Raw genomic sequence first — 24,754 nt, 5'->3', positions numbered from 1 at the left:
TGTTTTTTTTCATGACAGCTGACCGTCAATGCGGTAAGAATGGAAGGGAGATTTCTGCATCCCGGCAAGAGACAGCCCTTCCGGAAACCAGGAAGGGGCAGCCTTCCAGGGAGGTGTGGACACGTGAGGCAATCCATCGGATATTCTGACAAGCCCTGGCTTAAGTCTTACAGGAGTGACGTGCCGGAGCACATCGACTTTGAAAAATTATGCCTGCCTGATATTCTCAGGGAGCGAGCAGCCGAGAATCCGGGCTCACGTGCGCTTCTTTACCAGGGATATGTCATGAATTATGAGAAGCTGCAGAAGGAAATCGAACGATTTTCCCTTTTTCTGAGGAATTCAGGCGTGCGAAAGGGACAGGCCGTAGCACTACTGCTGCCCAATTGCATTCCCTTTGTTGTTTCCTATTATGCCGTTCTCCGGATCGGCGGAATCGTTGTCATGAATAATCCCCTTTACACGGACCGTGAGCTGGAATACCAGTTGAATGATTCCGAGGCCTGTGCCCTGATTACCCTGGATCTTTTTGGAAACAGGGGGATTCAATTGCGGAGGAGGACCGGGATCAGGAGCATTGTGATCGCTTCCCTGGGCGACTATCTGCCCCTTCCGAAGAAACTTCTTTTCCATATTTTTGCTAGGAGGAAAAAGCTGTCCGCACCGGTCGATAGGGCGAAGGACCTGGTATACTGGAAAAAATGCCTTCGCCGGTCGGCTGCGGCTCCGACCGGGGAATTGTCGAATCTGGAGGATGTGGCCGTCTATGCTTACACTGGTGGGACAACAGGGATCCCAAAAGGGGTGGAGCTGACTCATGCCAATCTAAGCCTGCAGGTTCAGCAATGCGCCGCCTGGTTTCCCCAATTCAAGAGGGGCGGAGAAATCATGATGGGTGCGCTGCCGTATTTCCATGCTTTCGGGATGACTACGGCCATGAACCTGTCTCTGTACAAGGGCTGGTGTCAAATTCTCGTTCCAAGGCCCAAAGCAGAGCATCTGCTGGAGGCGATCCGGACGTACCGTCCGTCCTTTGCCCCCCTTGTTCCGGCCATGTTGGCCGGAATGCTTAAGCACCCTGACTTGAGGAAGACGGACATGAGCTGCCTGAAAGGGGCTTTTTCCGGCGGTGCACCTCTTTCAGGCAGCCTCCTCCGGGATTTTGAAGAGAAAACCGGGGTGATGATTGTCGAGGGTTACGGAATGACGGAGACCAGTCCCGTCACCCTCATCAATCCCTTTGACGGGGAGAGCAGGCGAAAACCCGGCAGTGTGGGAATACCCATTTCCGATACCCGCTGCCGGATTGTGGATTCTGAAACGGGTGGAACGGATGTACCACTGGGGAAGCGGGGAGAGTTGATCGTCGCGGGGCCTCAGATCATGAAAGGTTACAAGGGGAGGCCGGAAGAAACGGCAGGGATGTTAAGGGACGGGTGGTGCTATACCGGGGATATCGCCGTCATGGACGATGACGGCTATGTCTTCCTCGTGGATCGCAAAAGGGATCTCATCATCTCCGGGGGATACAACATTTACCCTGCAGAGATTGAAGAGGTGCTGAACAGCCACCCGAAAGTTTCAGAGAGTTGTGCGGTGGGAATCCCCGATGAACTCAAAGGGGAAAAGGTCAAGGTCTTCGTTGTGCTCGGGGAAAGGGAGAGCGCGACCGCGGAAGAATTGCTGGATTATTGCCGCACTCAGCTTGCCGCTTACAAATGTCCCGCCCTGGTGGAGTTCCGCAGGGAGCTGCCGAAATCCATTGTGGGAAAACCCCTGCGCCGTGAGCTTCGGGATTCCGGGGCAAAACAGGACGGGAAGCGCAATTTTTAAGCCCCGAATTTTGTGAGGCGTCCGGCATGGGCCAGGGCAACGGTCATGAGAGAAGACATAGGCATTCTTCCCAGCCCTCCAGACAGGCAGTCTCCTTCACCGAAGTGCTCCACCCGGTCAGGCCGGCAGGTTCGGGCCGAAAGAAGAACGGGTACAGGATGCCAGCTGTGCGAGGCCAGGGCGGCAGGGGTGGAGTGGTCACCGGTGACGACCAGGACATCCGGAGATAGTGCCGTAATTCTGGGAATCAGGGCGTCCACCGCTTCAATGGCCTTCACTTTGGCGTCAAAATTGCCGTCTTCCCCGCGGGAGTCCGTCGGCTTGACGTGCACGAAGAAGAAATCGTAATCCTGCCAGGCTGCTTCCAGGGCCGCGATCTCTTCCTCCAGGGTGGACGTCGGCGAGTAAACGGCCATTCCGAGCAGCCGGGCAATTCCCCGGTACATGGGATAGCTTGCAATAGCCACGGGGAAAAGGCCGAACCGCTCCGACATGGAGTCAAATCGATGATAGCGGGAATAGCCCCTCAGGAGAATCATGTTGGCCTTGGGTTCATCGGCCAGGACCATTTTCGCCTGATTCAGAAGATCCGCCAGCAGATCAGCCGTACCTGAGGCCTCCGTTATCAGCGCTTCCGGGGCCAGGGGGGGAAGGCCGGTTTGCTGCGGGTCCGTTTCCGAAATTTCCTCGCGGAGATTGTCCCCGCGAAGCACAATCAGCGCACGGTGCTCCTTCTCCGTGGCAAAAAAGACCTCCGTTCCGGGAGCAGGACGAATGCCTGCATCCAGCTTCCGGCAGAGGCGTTCGTTGGTTTCCGTATCGATGCGGCCTGCCCGGCGATCGATGACCTGGCCGTCGGAATTCAGCGTGGCAAAATTGACCCGCATGAAGAGATCCCGTTCCGTCATGGGAAAATCGAGGCCGGCGGCGGAGAGGAGCCCTCGTCCCACATTGTTGATGACCGGGTCATAACCGAAAAGGGCAAAGTGGGCCGGTCCGCTGCCCGGCGTTATCCCGGGGGCGATAGGATCCAGGAGGCCGCAGACCCCTCCTCCGGCCAGGGCATCCAGATGGGGCGTGTTTGCCGTTTCCAGTTCCGTTCCCGGTTTGCCCTCCGCAGGTAAACCGCCCAGACCATCCATAATCAAAAAGACGATTTTCGTCCTGCTCGGAATGACTAGTTTATCCATCCATTGAGGGCTCATGGGGTTCTCCTTGGATTTAAAAATGCAGGGGCGGTTTATCTCCTCACCCCTGCATTCGATATTACACTTTATTGCCCTGTTGGGCAATCGTTCTTATTTCAAGATCCGCAACTCACGCTACGCCCTTTCAAGGACGATGGCCATTCCCTGTCCGCCGCCGATGCAGAGCGTCGCCAGGCCGAGGTTCGCATCCTTCTTCTGGAGCTGCATGGCCAGGCTGTAGGTGATCCGGGCGCCGGTGCAGCCCACGGGATGCCCGATGGAGATTCCGCTGCCGTTGATGTTGCACTTGTCCATATCCACGCCCAGCTCCTGGACGCAGCCCAGAGCCTGGGATGCGAAGGCTTCATTCAATTCCACGATATCCATATCCTTCATGGTCAGACCGAGCTGCTTGAAGACCTTGCGGGTTGCCGGAATCGGACCGAGACCCATGTATGCCGGATCGACGCCGCCGGAGGCATAGCCCTTGATCTTGGCCAGCGGTTTGAGACCCAGTTCCTTGGCCTTGTCGGCGCTCATCACGACGACGGCTGCCGCACCGTCATTGATTCCGGAGGCGTTGCCCGCCGTGACGGTTCCATCTTTCTTGAAGACGGTTGCCAGCTTGGCCATCTTTTCCAGGGTGGTATCCATGGGACGTTCGTCCACGGAGAAGAACTGCGGGGCGGCGCCTTTCTTCGTGGGCATCGGAACGGGGATGATCTCGTCGGCAACCGCGCCACTGGCGATGGCCGCACGGGCGCGCTGGTGGCTCATGAGGGCCAGCTCATCCTGGGCCTGTCGGCTGATGCCGTAGCGGGCGGCGATGTTCTCCGCCGTGAACCCCATGTGATAGCCGTTGAAGATTTCCCAGAGGCCGTCATGGACCATGAGGTCGACAATGGAGCCTGTGGGCATGCTCATCCGGTATCCCCATCGGGCATCGGGCAGCGCGTAGGGGACGTTGCTCATGTTTTCCATTCCGCCAGCCACGATGATGTCCGCATCACCGGCCTTGATGACCTGGGCCGCCAGGACAATGGCTTTCATTCCGGAGGCGCAGACCTTGTTGACGGTGATCGTGTTCGTTTCTTCAGGCAGACCGGCATAGATGCTGGCCTGGCGCCCGGGGTTCTGCCCCAGGCCGGCCGTCAGGCAGTTTCCCATGATGCACTCGTCGAAATAGACCGGGTTCAGGGATGAATCGTAGTCATAGTACTTCTTGTTGATTTCGGTCATGTCGAAATCTCCGAAGGTGTCGCAACGGCAGGCTTTGACGGCGTCGCTGATGGCCGGACGCAATCCCGCTCTCTTGATGGCCTCCTTGATGACCAGCGCTCCCAGGTCTGTAACCCTTACGCCCTTGAGCGAACCGCCGAAGGATCCCACGGCGGTTCTGGCGCCGCTTACGATGACAACATCTTTCATGTTTAGCAATCTCCTTTCTTGGATGTTAGTATCTGAAATATTGCTGATGCAAAAAACTCTTAAAGGTTCGGGATGGAGTCTACAAATTCGATCTCCCGCGGCACCTTGTAGGAGGAGAGATACGTCCGGCAGTGCCGGAGAATCTGTCTGTTCTCGACGGGGATGCCCGAATCCCGGACGATGAATGCTTTGACGATTTCCCCCCGCAGAAGGTTCGGCTTGCTGATCACCCGGGCCGCCCGCACGGCGGGATGATTTTCCAGCACCATTTCGACCTCCCGTGGATAGACGTTGAAGCCGCTGGTGATGATCATCCGCTTCTTGCGGCCGGTGAGAAAGAAGAACCCCTCCTCGTCCCGATAGGCCAGATCCCCGCTGTGAAGCCAGCCATCCTTCATCACTTCCCGGGTTGCCGCTTCATCCCTGTAATAGCCCTTCATGACGTTTTCCCCCCGAAGGACCAGTTCCCCCACTTCCCCATGGGGGCATTCCGCGCCCTCTTCATTGACGATGCGGATTTCCACGCCGGGGATCGCTGTTCCGATGGAGCCGGGCTTCTGGGGCCCGTCAGGCCTGCTCAGGGTGCACACCGGTGAAGATTCCGTCAGACCGTAGCCGTCGACGAGAATCGTATGGAATTTTCCGTTGAATTCGGGAACGTATTGCGGGGGCATGGTTGCACCGCCGGTGATGCAGAATTTCAGGGAGTGGATATCGTACCGGTCTGCCTCTTCATAAAAGAGCATTCCCAGGAACAGGCGGGGAACGGCGGCGATAAAGGAAACATTTCTCCGGCAGACCACCTGGAAGATTTCGTCGACACTGAAATGATCCATCAGCACCAGGCCGGCTCCGACACGGATGGTGCCCAGCATGTTGGCGACAGCTCCGAACGAATGGAAAAGAGGAATAACCGAAAGGCCCAGGTCGGCATTGTTGACATGGCACAGATTTCCCAGCAGGGCGGACTGCGAGACAAGATTGCGCTGGGTCAGAACCGCGCCCAGCGGCCTTCCCGTCAGACCGGACGTATAGATCATGACGGCGGGATCGTCGTCGGCTAGATCGGGGAGCTCAAGGGAAGAGGAAGAATGCCCGATGAGGGACCAGAAGTCGGAAGCATCCGGAGAGGCCGGCACGGCCGGCTCCGTCCTGTCGGTGACAATGACGTGGCGGCACAGGGGGACTTTGTCCAGGATGGATTCATAACGTGCGGCATTGGATGCCGTGGTGATGAGGATCCGGGCCTCGCAGTTTACCAGGAGATACTGAAGCTCATGGGCCGTTGATGCCGTGTTGAGCGTTACGGCCACGGCGCCGATTTTCTGAGCGGCAAAATAGGAAATGACAAACTCGGGGCAGTTGTGCAGAACAATGGCAATCTTGTCTTCCTTTTTCGCGCCCAGCTCTCTGAGGGCGTTGCCCAGGGCGTTGACCGCGTCGTTCAACACAGAATAGGGAAACGGCCGGTCTTCCGAAATGACTGCGACATGCTCTGGATAGCGTTGACAGGTTTCTTCCAGCATCTGCCCAAGATTCATCTTTTATCCCAAGCCTCCTCAAAATCGTGCCCCCTCTTAACACAGCAAGAGTAATTTTTTCAATAAAATAAAATGAGGACGTTGCGGTAAACAGAGGACTGTATGGGTTGGTTTGGGTTGACAAGAGACGGGTTTTTCTATAATACATCGGACCTCATGTATCGGGTGTAACGGGGTATAATCGGGACGGCCGGGAGCCGAACAGGGATCGATCCTTGTTTTCATCCGCCCGATTCGACCGAATTTCCTGAAATTCATCCTGCTGGACAACATAGACATGAAAAGGTCCCTGACAACAACCGTTGTCCTGTCCCTCTTGCAGATCATCCCGTTGGCGGTAAGACGATTCTTCTTCGCCCATCTTGCCCTCTTGTTCTACTACCTGATTCCAGGAAGGCGCATTATCGCCCTGGACAATCTCCATCACGCCTTCCCCGAAAAATCCGAAGATGAGATTGTGGCCGTCGCAAAAGGCGTTTACCGCAATTTCGGCATCCTGATGGCCGAATTTGTTGAGATCCCCCGCCTGAATGCCGAAAGGGTTTCCCGCATCATGAACATCCAGGGCATGGAAAATTATGTCAAGGCCAAGGCGAAGAATAAAGGGGTGATCATGCTGACCGGTCATTTCGGCAACTGGGAGTTGATGGCCGCCGTCTTTCCCCTTGTCGGTGACTCCATGACGGTCCTGTATCGGCCTTTCGACAACCACGTGATTGAAGATCTCGTTTTCCGGGTGAGGTCATCGACGGGAAACCGGTTTATCGCCGCGGAACGGGCCCTGCGGGAGATGCTCAAGTGTCTGGGGAGCAGAAAAACCCTGGGGCTGCTGATCGATCAGAACTGGGACCGCAAGGAAAGCTGCTTTGTCGAATTTTTCAACCGGCCGGCCTGCACGTCGGCGGGGCTGGCGTACCTGGTCCTCCGCACAGGAGCCCCCGTCCTGCCATGCTTCCTCTCCCGGCAGAGGGATGGAACATACCTGCTTCAGATAGGCGCTGAACTGGAGACGATCGACACCGGCGATATGGAAGCGGATATTGTGGCGAACACCCAGCGCTACACGGACGTCATCGAGGAAGTCGTGAGGAGGCACCCGGAACAGTGGTTCTGGGTGCATCAACGATGGAAGACGAAACCGCGTTCTGCCGGCGCAACGAAACGTTCAAGGTGACAAGTGCTATGAGCAAAAGGATCCATTTTCCCCTGTGGCTGGCCTGTGGGCTTCCCGTCCTGCTGTGGGTTTATACCTATGTCGAGAAGATGAATTCCGTCTTTAACGGGCCGGAGGTGTACCGGGAGCACGGACTTGTCGAGAATGCAACCAATCTCTTCCTTCTGGCGGCGATTGTTCTGTTCCTGGTGTGTCTGAAGAAGGCGGAAAGGTTTTGGGAAAAATTGTGGCTGCTGATCCTTGCGGCCGGTGCCATCTACTTCCTCGGTGAAGAAATCAGCTGGGGATATCATCTGCTGGGCTACGACGTCAATGAGGAATGGATGGCCCTGAATGACCAGAAAGAGCCGAATTTCCACAATCTTACGGGGGCTTGGGAGATTGTGTTCGACAAGCTTCCGAGGCAGCTCCTCTCGGTCGGCGTCGTCCTGGGCGGACTACTGGGGGCGTATGCTGACCGCCGGGAATCCTGGCCGAACCGTCCGTTCCTGCGCCGCCTGATCCCCCCCGGGGATACCCTGTTTGTTGCCGCCGCGGCCAACCTGGTTTCCCTTCCGGAAAGAATCGGGGAGCATCTCTTCGCGGAGACACCAAGATGGCTTGTTCTGGGCAATGCCTCGGGGGAATTGAAGGAGTGCTTCCTGGCCCTTTTTATTCTGCTTTACGCTTATGGGCTTTTCCGCCTCTTTTCGGTCCGCGTCGGGAAATAAATGCCGTCAGGGCCGACGGGCAACTGTATGCCGGCCCGATGCGGCAGCGTCACAGAAAAATCCCGGAGCGTTATGAGGATCCCTTCGCCTTGGCGCTGCCGGGTTTGATCATTTCCAGGACCTCCCTCCACATTGCGGCGGTTCGCTCGCGCTGCCGCTCTGCCGAGGTGCGCACCTTCATCCGGATTTTTTCGCCTTCCCCCCGGTCCAGGACCGTATCGATCATTTCCCCGATTCTTCCCCCGGTTCTCTCAATGGGCACCAGCAGTTCCGGGCAGCCGTAATCAGCGAAGAGGGTTTCATACTTGTGGCTCCAGCCGGCGCCGATGCACAGAACTCCCTGCGACAGGGAGCTCACGAGAGCGTGGAATCGTGAGGCGATGACGAGATCGCATGTCCCCAGGATTCCTTTGATCCTCAAGGGGTCCTGTTCGGCCAGGATTTCGATCTTCCGGTTGACCGCCTCCTGAAGCTGCCGGGCGGCGGGGAAGTCCTTCCTTCCCCCGTGGATGAGAAGAAACGGTGTGATCCCCTTCGCTTCCAGATGTTTTACGCACTGGGCGAGGAAGGGGATATACTGCGTTCCTTCGGCACTGGACGTCTTGTCCGTCATCTGGTGGCTCGGAATGATGCAGACCTGGTGCTCCTCTGCGTTCCACTGCTCCGGAACCGTGCCGGAGACGAGATTTGTAAAATCGGGTGCGATCTTGACATTTGCGGGCGCTGCGGCCACATCGTTCACGTAGGCATAGGAAACCGGGTCACGGGCAAAGATGAGATCGGCATGATCGATCAGCCTCTTCAGCGCATCCCGGATGCGCCGGCTGCTGAAGGGTCCCAGGGCCTGGGGGAGGAGAATGACCTTTTTCCCCTGGCGCTTCCAGGCCTGGCTCTGCTTGGCCATCAGGATCGTTTTGTGCTCTCCGAAGGCGTCTCCATAGGCATAACCGGAAACGTCCAGGATCACATCGATCTCCTCGTCAAGGACAACGCCGTACATTTCCCGTATTTCCCCGGGGAACATCTTCCCGATGAAATCCCATGAAATGCCGTGCCTGCTGAGCGTGGCCTTCTGAAGCAGGCCCAGCCTGCCCCTGGCGAAGAAGGAGGGCTGTCCGTATCTCGGCGCCATTGCAAAGGAGGCCTCCGGAATGGCGGGCTTGACTGCCTGCAGGACCGCATGGAGCATCAGTTCAGCCCCCTTGTTGGTAAAACCGGCCCCCTTGATCTCGATCAGCATGGATGATCCCTCCCCCTGTGCCGTTTTCGCCTTCTGCCGCTGCCCGCCCTGTGGGGGCGCCCCGTCGGGCCTGCGACCGTCGGCAGGCGTTCTCCGGCCGCTCTTCCGGGCTTCCGCGCTGGAAGGGGTTTTCAACGCAGAAAGCGCGTTTTCCAGGGCGTTCCGGATCCGCTGGAAGGGCCGTTCCCGGCCCCTTTCCCCTGATCCGCCCTGCTTGAGCATGTCTTCCACCGACGCGAACAGCGCGTCCCGGGATGTGTGGCTGTCCAGGGCCAGCGAAGGCAGGAGATTCGCCCTGTACATATCGTCCGGGATATATTCGGTGACCTCGGCAAGGTGGGGATAAAACGCAGGGAGCTCCATTCCGAATCCATGCCACACCTCCGTATAGCCCCTCCATTCGCGCCGCTTCCGGTCGATCCTCTGGCCTGCCATGATTTCCCTGTGATCCGCTGCCCTGAGGTGGAGACGTCCGTCTGCAGCAGCCCTGCGGATCAACGTCCGGCCCTGTTCCGTCCTCACAATGACCGCCGATTCGCCCCCTTTGCGGTCGGTTTTCCTGAGGCCGTGGGGATCGCAGACCGTGAGATCGGCCAGTACATTCATTTTGTCAAAGCAGATCCTGCACCGTGCCGGTGTAAAGGCGTTCTTGATGCGGTTTCGGGCGCCGTCGGGAAGCACCGTGGGTTCCAGGCCAGGAGGGCCGATGACGACATTTCCCGGGTATCCCCGGCAGGCCTTGTCCCGAAAGTCGAAGCGCACTGTCCCGCTTGCCGCGAGGCCTGCCTGCCGGATCAGATAGTCGATGGCGCTGTAGGTTAAAATGCGGTCGCAGACCAGCCCGATTTTGTACTTCACAAGCCCGGACAGCGACCCATCGATATCCGCCATGGTGCTCAGTCCGTGGAAATGGCAGGGGAGGCCGACGAGGGCGACGGGGATCTTGCTCCTTCTCACCTCACCGAGGATTTCGAGGGCGGGAACGGGGCAATACTTTGATTTCTGTGCGGAAAGGATCTGCTCCCTTGAGCTGGCGCAGAGAACGATCGGCCGGGGGGGATCTCCCGGAGCCATGGCGCTTACCACGGCCGCTTCGATCTCACGGGAGTCCAGCAGATAAAGGAGAAGGGCGGAAACAATGCCGCCGCTCTGGCTGTTGGCATAGATCTCCTTGTCTGCCGCCTTGCCGACATGGCACTCCAGGGCGTTCCCCTCGAAAGGAGAGGTGCTCAGTGCGGAAAGCATCTCCGTGCCGACGGTCACGCTGGGGCAGACTCGGTAGCAGAGGCCGCAGGCGGAGCACTTTTTCCTGTCAATTTCGGGGAAGAGATGACCGCCCGGGGTTTCCTTGAAGGAGATGGCCTCCTGCCGACAAACGCAGGCACAGGCTCCGCAGGAGCAGCAGAGCCTTTGTTCAACAATTGCGGAAATATCCCCTGGGGCGTTCATGGAAGACATCCGTCATGGGATTCTTTTTTGATTGGCGGGGTCTGCGGACGCTCCTCCGTGGTATCCTGCAGAGCCTCCGCCAGGTCGTAGAGAGTCACCCGCCTGGGATCTTCCTCTTTTTTCCTTCTGTTCCGCCAGCGGTGAACATTCTGAAAAGGCCGCCTATGGATGCTTCGGTCCAGAAAATCCAGCAGATCCCTGTTCCGGTACACCTTTTTAAAGAGCCGGTACAGCGGATTTCTCTCCCCGGAAGGCAGGTCCTGACTCATGGAAATGAGAAGCTTTGTTATTTCACGGCAGGCGCATTCCATGGGCCGTTCCCAGGGGCGACCCATTTCAAAATCGACGTGGTAGAATTGATTTCCCGCCTCAAGAATATTCTGCGTATTGGCGTCGATGTGAAAGAGAAGCGTGTCGCTGGTCCGGAACGCAAGGGCATGCCGCCTGAAAAGATCCTCGAAAAAGATTTCCAGGCGGCCTTCGGCTGAAAAATAGCCCTGCGACAGAATGGATTTCATGGTGACGCCTTCAATGAATGTCGTACAGAGATGCGGAACGCCCTCGTATTCCGGAAAGGGGGAGGCAAGAAGGTGCGGCACGGAAAAGCCCTTTTCTCTCCAGTGCTTCAGGCAGGCCTCTTCGAAGTCTTTCCGCCTTGGCGGTACGCGGTACTCAATCGGCTGGCGCATGCCGATTGCGTCCAGTCTGCTGCGAAGTTCATAGAAAATCCTGGGCTTCTTCGGGCCATACACCTTCAGGAAGAGGAACCGGCCATTCTGGGGGATGCGAAAAGCCTCGTTGCTGTGAACGGACTTCAGGCCATAAGGCGCCAGCCGGCTCAGAAAATCACGGGTCCGATTTCTGGAATACATAGATGAGATCCTGACTGAAGACCGTCGGCCAGAATTTGGCCCGGATCGTTTTTTTGGGGGTGGTCAACTGCCGGAGCGCGAATCCCTGCGACGCAACCATTTTTTCGAAGGTCGGCCCTGTCTGGAAGTTGACATGGGCTCCGGAGATCGGAGGAAATTGCCCGAGGAGAAATTTAATCCGGTGATGATAATAGCAAATATTCGGGATCACCCCGATAAACCAGCCTTTTTTTCTTAAGTTTGTTCGCACATGCCCCAGAAAACCGATGGGATCGGCCAGATGGTGGATGATTCTACTGGCGATGATCAGGTCCAGAGGGGGATCGAAGGGAGGCAGCCCATTGTTGAGGTCCCAGATCTGGATGCGGGAGGTATCGAATCTGTAGAGGCTGAACACCTTCTCCGAGATTTCCAGGCCGTATGCCTCATAAAGCTTTGAGAGTTCGCGATAGACATGGCCCGGACCGACGCCGCAGTCAAGAACGCGCGCTTGTTCGTTTCCGAGGACGCCTTTGGCGACCTCGACAATCTTTCGGTGGACATCGGTATATTGATAATGCTTCCGTTCAATACGATCATCCCAGTACTCATCATAATCGGAAATGCCCGGCTTACCCATCTTTACTCCTGACCCGTTTCTTGAATCCAGTCAAATATCTTGGCCATCTGCTGCCTGTAGGTATAGTGCGACAGGACCTTCTTCTGCCCCGCGGAGGCGATGCGCTCCCTGGCTTCTTCATGTTCAAGATAAAAGCGCACCTTTTCGATCAGCTCATCATCGGATTCAAAAACCTCAACCTCCCTGCCGATTTCAAAGGCCGTTTCAATCCCCGGGGTCTTCCTCCCGAGATAAAAACCGCCGCACCCGGCAACGGCGAAGATCCTGTTGCTCAGGTAAAGGCCCGATATGGGGATATCCGCATCCTCTCCGATGAAGATCTTAACATTTCTGACCACATCGCAAAACTCTTTCATGTAGACTTCTCTTCCCGCCCATGCCCGGTGGACGCCTCCGCAGAAATAGGAGAGGTTTTTCCACTGCCTGGAGAGACGGGGCCCCCACCACTTGATGTCCACCTGCTTTTTCCTTAAAAGCATCACCAGTTCACTGCGCTTTTTATAGATCGGATACCCCATGGAGCCGATCATGGCCGCTTCTGCACAGGGGCTGCCCTTTCTGACAGATTCCTGACCGGGAATGCCGAAGAATTCCGGAGCGAACCCCTGATGGATCCAGCGAGTGTTTTTGACCCCGTTGCGGCGGAAAAAGATCTTGATGTCTTCCGTATTGGTTACGACGAAGTCATGGACCTTGGCGAATGGAAGCATCCAGTCTTCCAGGACGCTCGTTGTCAGCCAGAGGATCGTCGTGCAGCCCTTTTGCCTGAAATGCTCAATGAGCCGGGCGGGAAGTTTCTCTCCTTTCAGGGTGAGGACGTACCCGGGTTTTCTGCTCTCGACGATCTCCATCAGCTCCTGTTCGCAGGACGCATGGGATCGGTAATCATAGCCGATCACCTCGTATCCGAGCTGCTGCATTCCCGCGATCATGTACCTGCCCGAATTGAGAGGCTGATCGATGGGACCGCAGAAGAGCACCCTTGTGTTTCCCTCCATTCTGTGCCTCACAGGGAAAGGCCTCGGCGCAGCATCCAGAACAGGCACCAGAGAAAGGAGATGCGGGTGTCGTTGATGATCGTCATAGACCGACCGACCGAAAAGGGCGGCTCGACGGGGAGGGTCGTCTTTTTCTGCTGAATTTCGAACTTCTCCGGATGCCTTTTTTCTCTTTTCCTCAATCTTGAAAGCCTCCTGGGTTCGGGAACGGCAAGGTTCACAAGGATGTCCGCAGAATCGAGAAAGCGGCTGGGGACCCAGTTCGAGAAGATCACCGCCCTGCAGTCCCGGGAAGCTAAAAAATCCTGCCAGGACTCTTTGCGAAGGTTCAGCTTCTTCCACGTCAGCCTCCAGAAAGGCGTCGAATACAGTGTGTTGTCGTCAATAACCACGAGGTTCCTTTTTCCGAGGCGGCCGAAGCCGAACCGGGCAAAATCTTTCACAAAAACCGTTTTCCCGCTGCCCGGCAGTCCGGCAACGGCAATGACGATTTTGGGAGAGCGCAGAAGTAGATCTTCCGCTTCCAGGCGAAGCCGCTCCATGCCTTCAATCCCGTCAAACGTTCCGAGATCCTGTATTTTTTCCGTCATGGGACCTCTTTTTCCGCGGGAAAGGCCGGGGCGGGCGTCCGGAAGATCTCGTCCAGCCTGTTTTCAACGGCCAGGAGGACCTCATCGGGGGTCAGTTCCATCAGGCACCGGCTTTCGCCGCCGTCGTCGCGGCAGCCCTTCTTGCCGCAGGGGACGCAATCCCATTTTTTTTGGATGATGACCTGCCCCGCTCCCCGGGGTCCCCATCGCCAGGGCCGTGACGGGCCGAAAATCGCCACGACGGGCGTGCCAACGGCAGTGGCCATGTGCATGGGCCCTGAGTCGATGCCGATAAATAAAAGGGCTTCAGAAAGGAGGGCGGCGGTCTGCTTCAGGGATAGCCGGCCACCGAGATCCAGGGGGGGGCTTTCGGACAGGGCGCATATCTCACGGTTCAAGCGGAGTTCCTCCTTATCCTTTCCGCAGATCAGGATGGTCCGGAGAGACTTTCTTCCCGACAGGTAGTCGCAGAGCTCGGCATAGCCCTCCGCTGTCCAGACTTTGTGGGTCGCCGCGGACGAAGGATGAAGAACGACATAAGGGGCCTTTCCGGGTACGCCGCTGCTCGTTAAGATCTCCCCGCAGGTCCTTTGATCTTGAGGAGTCCAGTAGAGGGTCGGTTTTGACGGGAGCACGGAGCATCCCATGGCTTTTGCCAGTTCCAGATGACGATCAATGACGTGGAGCTTTTTCCCGACGGGCACCAAGTCCGTCAGCAGGAGTGAACGACGGAATCGTTTCCTTTTTTTGGGCTTGTAGCCCAACCTTTTTCCGGCGCCGCTCAAAAAGGCCAGCACCGCCGCCCGGTCGTTATGGGTCAGTTCAAGCACCACATCGAAATGAGCGGCACGAATCTCACGGATCAGCTGGAACTGTTTCCGCAGATCCGCCAGGGGCCTAAAATCCCTGATCACGGTAAAAATCCTGTCGATGGCGGGATTTTCCGTCAGCATGTCTTCCGTCCCCTTATTGACGACCGCTGCGATGAAGGCATCGGGAAACCGGGATCTCAGGGCGTCAAAGACCGGGGTGGTGAGCAGGACGTCTCCCAGATAGCGCAATTTGATGACGAGAATGCGGGGAGAACCGTCGGTCATGGCGTGATCCTCCTCCGGTCCGCTCCTTTTTCGTTCCGCACGGCCTCGTATAAATCCAGGACCTGGTCAAGATGATGTTTCCAGGTAAGCTGCTCCAGAATTGACCGGTTGGCATCGGCAATCCGGTTTCCGGAGATCTCCAGCCCCGCGCGGATCTTTGCCGCGATTTCCGCCGGGTCGAGAGGATCTTCGATGACATGGCCGTTTTCCCCTTCGATAATCATCTCCGAGGCCCCGTTGATCCGGGAGGTGACGACGGGCAGGCCTGCCGCCATGGCTTCGATGCACACGTTGCTGAACGGTTCATAGATTGTGGGGAAGATGAAGAGATCGGCCCCCTGGTAGTACGGAGCCACGTCGGAAATGGGCCCCGTGAAGGAAACGGAGTTTTCGACCCCCAGGCTTTCTGCCAGGCGCCTGTAGGGGGCAAGACGGTCCTTTCCTACGGCTATGAGGTGTGCCGGGGAGCGAAGAAGGGCCAGGGCCCTCAGGGCCGCCGCCAATCCCTTTCGCTGAAAACCGGAGCCGACAAAGAGGAGAAGGGCGCTTTCCGGTTTCAGGCCTAATTGCGAAAGAAGCTTTTCCCTGCTTTCCAGCTTTCTGCCGCAGGAAAAGCGATTTCTCTCGACGGGGCTGTAAATGACGGAAATCTTATTGTCCGGGACGCCGTAGTGAGTCATGATCTCCTTTTTTCCCCTCCGGGAATTGGCCACGACGGCCCTGCAGCCCTCTTCGCTGAAGATCTGCTTTTCAATCCAGAGGAGGGTCCGGTGCAGCGGGTTGATCCGGTGCAGAAGGCCCTTGCCGGGCGGATCGATTTTCCGGCGCTGGATGAGCCATTCCCTGTGGCAGCCGTCACCGGCCCGGTAAATGTCCTGATACAGGGTCCGCTCGAAGCTGTGGATGATGTCGTAACGGCCCCCTTGAAGCATCTTTCGAACGCTGAAGGCGAAGCTGAGGATCTGCAGGAAGGAGGGGCCTTTGACAACCGGCACTCGGCGCAGAACCGGCCGGAAGGCGAGTGCTTCCGAAGGCCCTTCCTCGCTCCGGGTTTTCCATGTGCTGGCGAAAATTTCGATCTCATGTCCCCGCAGGGCAAGGTTTTCAGCCAGCGAGGCGACATAGCGTTCCGCCCCGCCGAAATCGGTGTATTTTTCTCGAATCAGGGCGATCTTCATTGCCAGAGGCGCTTTCCCTGCCTTTTCCTCAATTCTTCCTCAAGAAGAAAGGCGTATTTCAAGAAGGTGTAGATGCCCTCGAAGGCGGCAATGAGGAAACTGCGATATCCGTCCCGGATGCCCCCCCGGATCAAGACCTTGGCGAAGGCCCAGCAGGGGTTGAAGAACAGGTTGACAAACCGGAACCGCTTCCCGTCCTTCTGCATGAGTTTCGCCGATTGTTCCGCATAGCGGACAAGCCGAAGCATCTGATCCTCCAGGCTCTTGTAGGAGTAGTGATGGAGAACGCCCTGGAGCCTGCCGATTTTGCCTTCGCAGACGACTTTTTCGTGGATCTCCCCCTGAAATTCCCCCTTACCCTTCCGGTAGAGGCGGAGGCGCCATTCGGGGTGCCAGACATGGTTCAGGAAATCTCCCAGGTAATAGGTCTTCCTGTTGAGTTCCCATCCGTCGAAGCGCTTTTCCCGCAGGGCCTCCAGGATGGACCGGCTCAGCGTTGCGGAGACTTCCTCGTCGGCATCGAGCATCAGAACGTAGTCCATTTCAGCGAGAGCGGCCGCGAAATTTTTCTGCCGGGCGAAGCCCAGCCAATCCTGATGGGTTACCTTCGCCCCGAGGCTGGAGGCGATTTCGACCGTCCGATCGCTGGAGCCGGAGTCCACTACGATGACCTCATCGGCAATGTCCCGAACGCTCTCGATGCAGCGGGCGATGTTGTTTTCTTCGTTTTTTGTGATAATGGCGACCGACAGCATGCTTTGCCCGGTTGGATACTTTCCTGAAATATAATAAAATGATTGCGCTGACCTTAGGACAAATACCTTCTGCAAGTCAAGAAAATGTCTTGGAGCCTGTTTTCTGAACGGGGCTTGTGAAGCCGGTGGTCGGCCGGGGATGAGGCCCTGGTGAATTTATGTTGACATTTTTTTATAACTGTCCTAGATAGCAACCGTTTCAGCGTGTTATGAATAAATTTCCGAAACAATTCAAGGTTTTCTCGTCACCTCAACGCACCTTTTCCGTAAGGAAGCTGTTCAACACGGAATCCGTTATCCAGGGTTCCGGCGATAGGTGTGTGATCGGCAGATGCGGCCTTCCCGGAGACGGCAGGCCGGAAGCCTGGGCTGATCCGACCTGCCTTCAGGAAGCACAAGGAATTCACCCTTGACCAACCCCGCCGCCTTTCCTGCAATGCGCGGTGAAGAGGGGCGTGTTGAATCAGCCCGTCTTTGGCGGCGGGGATGAACTTTCAGGGATGCTGAAAAAGAACTGAATGGGTATCTATTTCGAAATCATCGGCCTTCCGGGATCGGGGAAGTCCATGTTTTTCAAAGCGGCCGTGGAGCACCTGGAAAGGATTGGCGTGAGGGTGTTCCACCGGCAGAACGGACGGCCGGAGCGGCGGCTCCTCTCGCTGTACCTGAGCAGGCATGAACCGCTGCTATGGGGCGGGAGCCTGCGCAGTTTGTGGAGTCCTCTGCGGGATCGTCTCGGTGTCGCGTTTTTGGGATCGAAGGGGCTTGAAGCCGTTCTTTTGAGATCCTTCCTGGATTCGCACATGGAACTGATGGCGTTGATCCTGAAGGTTCTCATCAGGCGCGGCTTTCCTTCCTGGGAGCGGGAGCTCGTTCTGGGGCGTTACCTTGACAGCTTCGCCTTTTTTCAAATCGTCCAGGAGGTGATGGCTGGCAGCGAAGCCATCCTGACGGACCCCGGATTGATCCAGCGGGGAATCGCCCTTTTGGGCTACCGCAGCACTGAAACGCGGGAGAATGATTTTCTGGATTATCTCGGGCTCACCCCCCTTCCGGAGGTCCTGATCTCTGTGCGGGTTCTGCCCGAAGTCTGCCTGGCGAGGATGCAGCAGCGCAGCTTCCCGCGCCGACTGCGTGGCTTGAGCGATCAGGACGTGATGGCGTCTCTCGAAATCTGCCAGACCTATCAGGATGTGGCGGAAGGAGAGATGAAGAAGCGCGGGGTCACGCTCATCAGGGTGGAGAACAAAGGGCCTCTGCAGACGTCCATCGAACAGCTTCAAGCCGGGTTGGACGGGCTGCACTTCAGGGCCTGACAGGCAATGGGCCTTGGCTGTAACGGAAACACGTTTTCCGTGACCCCGAGGCATCCTTGGGAAGGCCGATCAGCAGCGGCAAAGAAAAGAGACCCGGACAATCATCAGGCGGTACAGCCCGGGGATGTCAATCCTGGATGAATCCATGAAAACACTGAAGAAAAAAATCAAGCGCATCAAGAAAAAAATCAACCGGCAGTTCTGGGAATCCAAACCCATCGCCCTGCTCACGCAGGTCAGGCGTTCACGTGAGCTGGCTTTGCGCAGATCCCGTGAGTCCAGGCCTTTTGCCCTTCCTCTGGAAGAATATCCCGATCTTCGTTTCTATCCGTTCAAAAAGGCTACCGCGGAATTTTTCTTCGGAAATATCGGTCGGACGGACATCAAGGTGGGCGATACCCCGCATTACCGCCTCGCCTGTGCCCTGGCCGCCGGGAACGCCGGGGAAATCAAGGCGGCAGCGGCCCTTTATGAAGCCTATCTGGCCGCTGCTTCGCAGTCGAGCGACAGCGCCCCGCCCGAGCTGAGCCTAGCGGAATTCAGAAAGGAACTGAACGGGATTCGGCAGCACCCGCAGAAGGTTGCGCCGGTCGTGGTGACGCAGATCCTCCCCGAGGGAGAGTATTTCGTCGTCGATGGAAATCATCGCATTGCCATGGCGCTGGCTCTCGGGCTGGAAATCCCCATCGAGCGGTGGCCCTTCGAACTGGCCTTCATGAAATTTTCGCCTTTTACGGAATTCTATGGCACCAGGCACAACAACCGCCCCTATCAGAGCATCTATTTCCGCCGGCGGATTGCTGTCCCCGGACGCCGGCAGGATACGGCGGAGCGCCTCGCCATGATACCGCCGCAGGTGCTGGAGGGGGCACGGATACTGGATGTCGCCAGCAATTTCGGGATGAGCAGCATTCTGGCCCGCTCATTCGGCGCTTTGTCCGTGCTGGGGCTTGAGATTTCAAGCAGCATGGTCGATCTTGCCAGCCGCTTTTCCATGTTTGAAGGGACTTATCCCGAGGTTCAATTCCGGCAATTCAACATCGACAGGGATCTCCTCGGAGACGACGAACGCTTCGACATCGGATTCATGTTTTCCATTTTTGCCCATCTCTCTGATCCGGCACGACTGACCCGGATCGCTGAACGCAACATCGGCAGATACGTTGTCTTTGAGGCGCATCCCGGAGGGACGTACGACACGTACAGGAGTTTTTTTGACAGCGGCCTTTTTGCGTCCGTGGAGGAGCTGGGGCGTCTCTCCCGCTCCGTCTTCAAGCCGGAAGAGAGAACACGTATCCTGTGGCTGTGCACGAAGGCGAACTCCCACTGATCGTCAGCGACAGAAAACTTTTTTCCGAATAGCATCGATAGAGCGGGATCGTGCAGCTCCTTGCCTTTCGTGTGTTCTGCCCCAGGCCCGCAAAAAAATCCCCCCATCATCCCAAGCGGATAGTTCGTATCCATCTGGATACCGAAGATGAGTATTTTCTATTCAGAATTATTCCTCCAACCAAAGCGATTTCAGGTGCCCGGCGTGAGCTTTGTTCCGTAAACCACCGTCTTTCTTCGTTAAGTTTGCTGCACTGCGGGCTGGCACGGGAAATGCGCTGAAGCAGGCAAAAGACCATCCCCTCCGGGACATCTGGACCGGACCAGGTGAAGCAGCTTTCGTCCAGGAAGGGATGACGTCGGAGATCTCAGCGTCAACGCTATAAAAAATGGAAAGAAAGGAGTCGAACGGATGAAAAAAATTGTTGTTGGATCCATCCTCTGGATGCTGGCCGCGGTCCTTCCCATACCGGCGATGGCCGGCGTGGATATCCATGTCAGCATCCCCCTTCCCCCGCCTGTCGTCTTTTCCGCACCGCCGGCGGCGGTGGTGATTCCCGGAACTTATGTCTATGCTCTGCCTGACGTACCCGTGGACATCTTCTTCTACGGAGGCTGGTGGTGGCGCCCGTGGGAAGGACGCTGGTATCGTTCAAGGCAGTATGATTCCGGCTGGTCTGCCTACCACGGTGTTCCCGCCTTTCATTCACGCATCCCCACGGGTTGGAGGAACGACTACAGGGCGCGCCATTGGAAGGGCCACCCGTGGGATTACCGGAACATCCCTCCGGGACAGCTTCCGCACAACTGGAAAACCTGGAAAAGGAACAAGCATTGGGAAAAGGAAAACAACTGGGGGGTCAGGGGCATGAAATTCCAGCCCTCTTCCCGGAAGGACCACCGGAAACACGTTTCCCAGCGGCGCCCAGGAAGCGGGGGCCACTCGCCTCATGCACAATTCCATCGGGGCCAGCCCCACCGGCAGGTGAGCCCCGGCCCTCATCAACAGCCTGGACAGAAGGACAGGCAGAAGGATCCTCACGACAGGGGAGGGGATAAAAGGCAGGCTCGAAGATAAATGATGGCCGCCACCCGGGAACATTTCCGGAATGCATCGGCATCGGGGCGCCGGTGCATTCCTTATCATGGACTGCAGTGCCTTTGCAGCCGCTTTTTCTTTGACAGCCAACTTCCCGTTGCTTTATAGTATCAGCATTCCGAGACCTCCAGGCAGTACCCGGTTTGTCCTGCGGTTGAACCGATAGATTTAATGACGAATCATGAAGGGAGCTTCCATGATACAGAAGACTCTGAGCTCGATTGAAGAGCGATTGAAAAAGGTGACGTCGGTGACCGACGAGAACCGATCCGAATTGCTGGATCTCGTCTCGACTCTGAAGACTGAAATCGAGGAGCTTTCCAAGACGCACACGGAGCACGCGGAAAGCATCACGGGATTTGCCGCCGTATCGACCCGCGAGGCCACCCGGCAGGAGAAGAATCCGGCGCTTCTACAACTGTCGCTCGACGGCCTGGCCGCCTCCGTTGAGGGATTCGAAACTTCACATCCGATGCTGGTCGGCGTGGTCAATCGAATCTGTTCCATGCTTGCCAATCTGGGGATATAACGGCTTGCTGCCCTGTTCCCTGCCGACCGGAAGGGGGCCCCTGGAAAAGCGGATCGATTTTCTGAAAGGAACGCCGGGACAGGCTGCGGCCCCTTCCTTTCAAGGCTTCCCTCCAGAGGATAGCGGATAGCCGACGTCAGATTCTTCGGCATCCGGGACCGATCAGGGTGCTGCGGCCCCCTGTCCCGGGAATGACCTGGATCTGCGTGCCGATGCGCTCCTTCAACGCCGGGACATGGGAGATGAGGCCGATCAGCTTGCCGTCCTGCCGCAGCCCGGCCAGGGTTTCCAGGGCCGTTTCCAGGGCGTCTTCGTCAAGGGTACCGAAGCCCTCGTCGAGGAAGAGCGAATCGACCCGTACATTCCGGCTGGCCATCGAAGAGAGGCCAAGGGCCAGGGCCAGGCTCACGAGAAAGCTTTCACCGCCGGAGAGATTCTTCGTGGAGCGGATCTCCCCGGCCTGATAATTGTCGATGACATTCAACTCCAGGGGCTGAAACGCATCCCGGATCAGCAGATAGCGGTCCGTCATCTTCCGGAGCTGCCGGTTGGCGTGTTTGGTCATGATCTCGAAGGTCAGGCCCTGGGCAAAATTGCGGAACTTTTTCCCGTCCGCTGAACCGATGAGCTCACGGAGATCATTCCAGCGGGCGCATTCCCGCTTCTGGGCTTCAAGCTTCCCGAGGCGCTCCTGCTGTCTTTCCATCATTTTCTGGTCTTCACTCATCATCTTCAGGATCCCGCCGGTCTCAAGGCCGACCTGCTTCAGGTCCGCCTCACAGGCATTGAGGCTTTCCTGAAGGGTTTCGAGCGGCTGATCGGTGAGGTTCTTCCGGCGCTCGGAGGCGAGGGCCTCCAACCTGTCCCTTCGCCGGGCCTCCAGTTCGGCCCCTTCGAGAACCAGGGCGTTTTCCCTGCGGGCCAGCAGCTCCCGTTCGTCTTCCGGCAGCCTCGCGGCAAGGTATTGCGCCTCCGTTTCGAAGCCCGCCGCTGAAATCCGCTCCGCGAAACCCTGTTCCGCCTTGGCCAGTTCCCTGCTTCTCAGCTCGGTGCCGGTGGTCAGCCGGGAAATCGTATCCTGCAGAGCGCCGATCTCCTTTTCGATTCCGCCCTGCCTTTCCCGAGCCTGCTCCAGCGCTCTGCCGGCGGATTCCAAGGCAGCGGCGAGTTCCTTCTCCGCCCTGTCCGGGTCCTGCTCGCCAAAGATTTCCCGGCGGCCGGCAACCAGCTCGTCGTGCTCACTGCTCTGCTCCCGCCGCTTTTTGCTCCTTGCCGCCAGGTCCTGTTCGAGGCTGGTCAACAGGGCCCGGTTCGTGTCGATCCCGGCCAGCAGTTCAGCGATCTCCCTTTCCAGGGCTTCCTTCCGTTCCTGCCTCGCCTGCCAGGCATCCCGACGCTCCCTCAGAGATTTCAGAATGATGTCCAGATCGGCGGAGCGAATCTCCTGCATGCCGAAGGGTTCGACGTCCTCGATCGCAGCGGTGCGAGCCCTGCAGGCTTCCTCCGCGAGAGCGGCGCATTCTCTGGCGAGCCGCTCATATTCCAGATCGGCTGTCTCCCGCCGATGGCGGCAGTCCTGGAGGGCCTTCCCGGACGTTTCCAGGGCCAGCCTCTTCTCCTCCAGGCTGGTTTGTGCCGCTTTCTCCCTTCCGATCTTTTCCTCGGCGGCGGTAACGATGCGGGAAATTTCGGCAATCTTCCGCCGGCTCTGCTCCATTTCTTCGGAAACTCTTCCGGACCGCCCTTCCGGGACAGACTCGATGTCCAGAGCCCGCAGGATCTGCAGGCACTGTTCTTCATCCCCTTCGCGGAGGGCCGTCCTTTCCTCCAGTTCCCGTCCGGCATGGAACATTTCCGCTTCTGTCCCCGCCCGGCCGGCTTCCAGCTTTCTGAGTTTTTCCAGCACCCCTTTGAGTTCCTTCCTCTTGCTCTTCAGCTTGGCTTCCGTTTCGTTCAGCTGCGGAACATTGCCCCGTGCGTAGGGGTGTTCCGTGGCGCCGCACAGGGGGCAGGGGTTGCCGTCCTCCAGTCTTTTCCTGTCTTCCTCCAGGTCACGGATGCGCGCCAGAAGCGCTGCCCGGATCTCCAGATTTTCAATTTCCGCCTCCAGGAACCTCTTTTCTCCCACAGCCGGTTCGATCTCTCCTTCCAGGACGGTCAGGGCGTCTTTTGCGGCTTCAAGGGCCTTGGACAGGGCTTTCAGCGCCGAGTCCGCCTTTCTGATCCCGTCGATTCTTTCCAGGGACGAGGCCAGCAGACGTTCCCGGTTCATGAGGGCGTCCCTGTCTTCCCGCCACTGGGCCATCTCCCGTCCCTGAAGAAGATCGAAAATCTCCCGTGACAGCAGGGAGGCTTCCTTCTGCCCTTTCTCATAATCCTGTTGCCGTCTGCCGCATTCGCCCTCGCATGCTTCGTATTCCGCCAGGAGCGTCGCTCTCTTGCCGGATGCCGCAATGGCCGCTTCCCGAAGAAGGGAATGCCTGGACTCGATATTCCGGAGGTACTCGAACGAGCGGGCGATGGCGGAAAGGTCCGTCAGCAAAGCGGCGTCGGAAAGGGTTTTTTCTTGAGCGTTCTGGATGCTCTCCAGGTCTGCCTGGCGGCTTTTCCTGTCCCGCTCCGCCGATTCGACGGCAGACACGAACTTTCTCTTATGCTGTTCCGTGGCCTCCAGCGCCTTGCCCTGCTCATCGAGCTGCCTTTTCTGCTCGCGAATCCGCGCGTCCAGCTCCCGAGCCTTTTTAATGACCTCCGCTTCCGCCATCTGCCCGGCCTTTGCCTTGACCAACGCGGCTTCAGCGGCCCGGCTGGCGTCCAGCGCAGCACCGCGGATTCGCTCCTTCTGAGGCATCCTGGCCATCGCTTCGGCCAGATCTTCAAGCTCCATCGCCTGCTGACTGCGCAGGGCAAGGACTCCGCGATAGTCACCCTCCAGGATCAGGGCCTTCCGGGCGTGCTCCAGCTTCCTTGCCTCCGGTTCGAATTGCGCACGGCGCTGAACAAAAAGTCCCTGCTTCTGATCCAGTTCGGCCAGTTCCTCCTCGAGGCCCCTGATTCCTTCAAGCCAGAGCAGGGCCCTGCGCATGTGATCGGCCTTTCCGGCAAGCTCCTTCTCCCGCTCCTGCTTCTCCTGCAATGAGTTCTGCAGATCCCTCTTTTCCTCGCCGCTCAACAACCGGATTCCCTGGAGTTCAGACTGAAGCAGTTCCAGGGTGCCCCGCTCCTTCGAGTGGCGTTCGTACACTTTTTCAGAGATCCGGCTGTAGATTTCCGTGCCTGTGATCTGTTCCAGAATGGGTGCCCGCCTGTCGGCAGAGGCCTGGAGAAAGGCCGTGAATCCGCCCTGGGCGAGAAGCATGGACCGGGTGAAGCGCTCGTAATCCATTCCCGTGACCTTCTCGATCATCCCGCCCACGGAGGTCATCTTCGATTCCAGGACTTTTCCGGAATCCGCATCGCTGATTTCATGGCGCGCAAGCTGCAACTCTCCGTCGGGCCTTCGTCGGGCGCGGTGCTGGCTCCAGGAACAGCGGTAGCGCCCCTTCTGCGTTTCGAACTGGACCTCGGCCGAACACTCTCCTGCCTGGCGCGACATGATTTCGTTGGTGCTCCTGGTAACCCTGTCCAGGCGGGGGGTCCGGCCATAGAGGCCGAGGCAGATGGCATCCAGAAGCGTGGTCTTCCCCGCTCCGGTGGGACCGGTAATGGCGAAAAGCCCGTCGGAGAGGTAATCCGGGTGGGTAAAATCAATCTCCCACTCGCCGGAGAGAGAATTCAGATTCTTGAACCTTACGCTGAGTATTCTCATCC

Annotated in this window: 19 protein-coding genes; 7 read left to right on the top strand and 12 right to left on the bottom strand. The window is 57.7% G+C overall.

Going from position 1 to position 24,754, the window contains the following annotated elements; genetic code table 11:
- The first annotated feature begins 123 nt into the window (after positions 1-123).
- Positions 124-1,833 carry a long-chain fatty acid--CoA ligase gene (locus tag AB3175_RS05595; protein WP_367359960.1) on the top strand — a complete coding sequence of 570 codons (1,710 nt, stop codon included), beginning with the start codon at positions 124-126 and terminating at the stop codon, positions 1,831-1,833.
- Here AB3175_RS05595 and AB3175_RS05590 read toward each other — a convergent pair.
- The 3 genes from AB3175_RS05590 to AB3175_RS05580 all read right to left on the bottom strand — a co-directional run bounded on the left by AB3175_RS05590 (position 1,830) and on the right by AB3175_RS05580 (position 5,989).
- Positions 1,830-3,038 carry a 2,3-bisphosphoglycerate-independent phosphoglycerate mutase gene (locus AB3175_RS05590; RefSeq protein WP_367359959.1) on the bottom strand — a complete coding sequence of 403 codons (1,209 nt, stop codon included), beginning with the start codon at positions 3,036-3,038 and terminating at the stop codon, positions 1,830-1,832. The two genes, AB3175_RS05595 and AB3175_RS05590, sit on opposite strands and share 4 nt — an antisense overlap.
- A 117-nt stretch (positions 3,039-3,155) precedes the next feature.
- Positions 3,156-4,448 (bottom strand): acetyl-CoA C-acetyltransferase, encoded by a 1,293-nt coding sequence (locus AB3175_RS05585; protein ID WP_367359958.1) that lies wholly within the window; start codon positions 4,446-4,448, stop codon positions 3,156-3,158.
- Positions 4,449-4,507: 59 nt separating this feature from the next.
- Complete coding sequence (locus tag AB3175_RS05580; RefSeq protein ID WP_367359957.1) at positions 4,508-5,989, bottom strand: class I adenylate-forming enzyme family protein; 1,482 nt, start codon at positions 5,987-5,989, stop codon at positions 4,508-4,510.
- A 277-nt stretch (positions 5,990-6,266) separates the two neighbouring features.
- Here AB3175_RS05580 and AB3175_RS05575 point away from each other — a divergent pair, with 277 nt between their 5' ends.
- Positions 6,267-7,163 (top strand): lysophospholipid acyltransferase family protein, encoded by an 897-nt coding sequence (locus AB3175_RS05575; RefSeq protein ID WP_367359956.1) that lies wholly within the window; start codon positions 6,267-6,269, stop codon positions 7,161-7,163.
- Between the two features lie 8 nt (positions 7,164-7,171).
- Positions 7,172-7,873, top strand: a complete 702-nt coding sequence (locus AB3175_RS05570; RefSeq protein ID WP_367359955.1) for a hypothetical protein — start codon at positions 7,172-7,174, stop codon at positions 7,871-7,873.
- Positions 7,874-7,943: 70 nt separating this feature from the next.
- On the opposite strand, the gene AB3175_RS05565 is transcribed toward AB3175_RS05570, so the two are convergent.
- From AB3175_RS05565 to AB3175_RS05530, 8 genes are read right to left on the bottom strand one after another with little or no spacing between them, the layout of a single operon-like run.
- Positions 7,944-10,562 (bottom strand): polysaccharide pyruvyl transferase family protein, encoded by a 2,619-nt coding sequence (locus AB3175_RS05565; RefSeq protein WP_367359954.1) that lies wholly within the window; start codon positions 10,560-10,562, stop codon positions 7,944-7,946.
- The gene (locus AB3175_RS05560; protein WP_367359953.1) at positions 10,559-11,434 is read right to left on the bottom strand and encodes a hypothetical protein; all 876 of its coding nucleotides are present in this window, start codon (positions 11,432-11,434) and stop codon (positions 10,559-10,561) included. Before AB3175_RS05560 ends, AB3175_RS05565 begins: the two co-directional genes overlap by 4 nt.
- A complete protein-coding gene (locus tag AB3175_RS05555; RefSeq protein ID WP_367359952.1) occupies positions 11,409-12,053 on the bottom strand; it encodes a class I SAM-dependent methyltransferase in 645 nt (214 codons plus the stop codon). Before AB3175_RS05555 ends, AB3175_RS05560 begins: the two co-directional genes overlap by 26 nt.
- A gap of 2 nt (positions 12,054-12,055) precedes the next feature.
- Positions 12,056-13,051: a glycosyltransferase gene (locus AB3175_RS05550; RefSeq protein ID WP_367359951.1), complete on the bottom strand. Its 996-nt coding sequence runs from the start codon at positions 13,049-13,051 to the stop codon at positions 12,056-12,058.
- 8 nt (positions 13,052-13,059) lie between these two features.
- Complete coding sequence (locus tag AB3175_RS05545) at positions 13,060-13,641, bottom strand: hypothetical protein (protein ID WP_367359950.1); 582 nt, start codon at positions 13,639-13,641, stop codon at positions 13,060-13,062.
- Positions 13,638-14,738 (bottom strand): putative lipopolysaccharide heptosyltransferase III, encoded by a 1,101-nt coding sequence (rfaQ, locus tag AB3175_RS05540; protein ID WP_367359949.1) that lies wholly within the window; start codon positions 14,736-14,738, stop codon positions 13,638-13,640. The genes AB3175_RS05545 and rfaQ overlap by 4 nt, the downstream gene beginning before the upstream one ends.
- On the bottom strand, positions 14,735-15,916 hold the full coding sequence (locus AB3175_RS05535) for a glycosyltransferase family 4 protein (RefSeq protein ID WP_367359948.1): 1,182 nt from the start codon (positions 15,914-15,916) through the stop codon (positions 14,735-14,737). Before AB3175_RS05535 ends, rfaQ begins: the two co-directional genes overlap by 4 nt.
- On the bottom strand, positions 15,913-16,671 hold the full coding sequence (locus AB3175_RS05530; protein WP_367359947.1) for a glycosyltransferase family 2 protein: 759 nt from the start codon (positions 16,669-16,671) through the stop codon (positions 15,913-15,915). The genes AB3175_RS05535 and AB3175_RS05530 overlap by 4 nt, the downstream gene beginning before the upstream one ends.
- Before the next feature lie 518 nt (positions 16,672-17,189).
- Here AB3175_RS05530 and AB3175_RS05525 point away from each other — a divergent pair.
- The 4 genes from AB3175_RS05525 to AB3175_RS05510 all read left to right on the top strand — a co-directional run bounded on the left by AB3175_RS05525 (position 17,190) and on the right by AB3175_RS05510 (position 20,944).
- Positions 17,190-17,987, top strand: a complete 798-nt coding sequence (locus tag AB3175_RS05525; protein ID WP_367359946.1) for a hypothetical protein — start codon at positions 17,190-17,192, stop codon at positions 17,985-17,987.
- Positions 17,988-18,132: 145 nt separating this feature from the next.
- A complete protein-coding gene (locus tag AB3175_RS05520) occupies positions 18,133-19,317 on the top strand; it encodes a methyltransferase domain-containing protein (protein WP_367359945.1) in 1,185 nt (394 codons plus the stop codon).
- A gap of 411 nt (positions 19,318-19,728) precedes the next feature.
- Positions 19,729-20,394, top strand: a complete 666-nt coding sequence (locus AB3175_RS05515; protein WP_367359944.1) for a hypothetical protein — start codon at positions 19,729-19,731, stop codon at positions 20,392-20,394.
- A 217-nt stretch (positions 20,395-20,611) separates the two neighbouring features.
- Positions 20,612-20,944, top strand: coding sequence for a DUF4404 family protein (locus AB3175_RS05510; protein WP_367359943.1), 333 nt, complete (start codon positions 20,612-20,614; stop codon positions 20,942-20,944).
- A 136-nt stretch (positions 20,945-21,080) separates the two neighbouring features.
- Here the strand turns inward: AB3175_RS05510 and AB3175_RS05505 are convergent, their stop codons facing one another.
- Positions 21,081-24,752 (bottom strand): AAA family ATPase, encoded by a 3,672-nt coding sequence (locus AB3175_RS05505; protein WP_367359942.1) that lies wholly within the window; start codon positions 24,750-24,752, stop codon positions 21,081-21,083.
- Between the last annotated feature and the right edge of the window lie 2 nt (positions 24,753-24,754).

It is taken from the genome of Syntrophus sp. (in: bacteria) (assembly GCF_040768185.1).
GTDB lineage: Bacteria > Desulfobacterota > Syntrophia > Syntrophales > Syntrophaceae > Syntrophus > Syntrophus buswellii.
The sequence above is the reverse complement of the archived record's forward strand: the minus strand, read 5'-3'. Positions and strand labels throughout refer to the sequence as shown.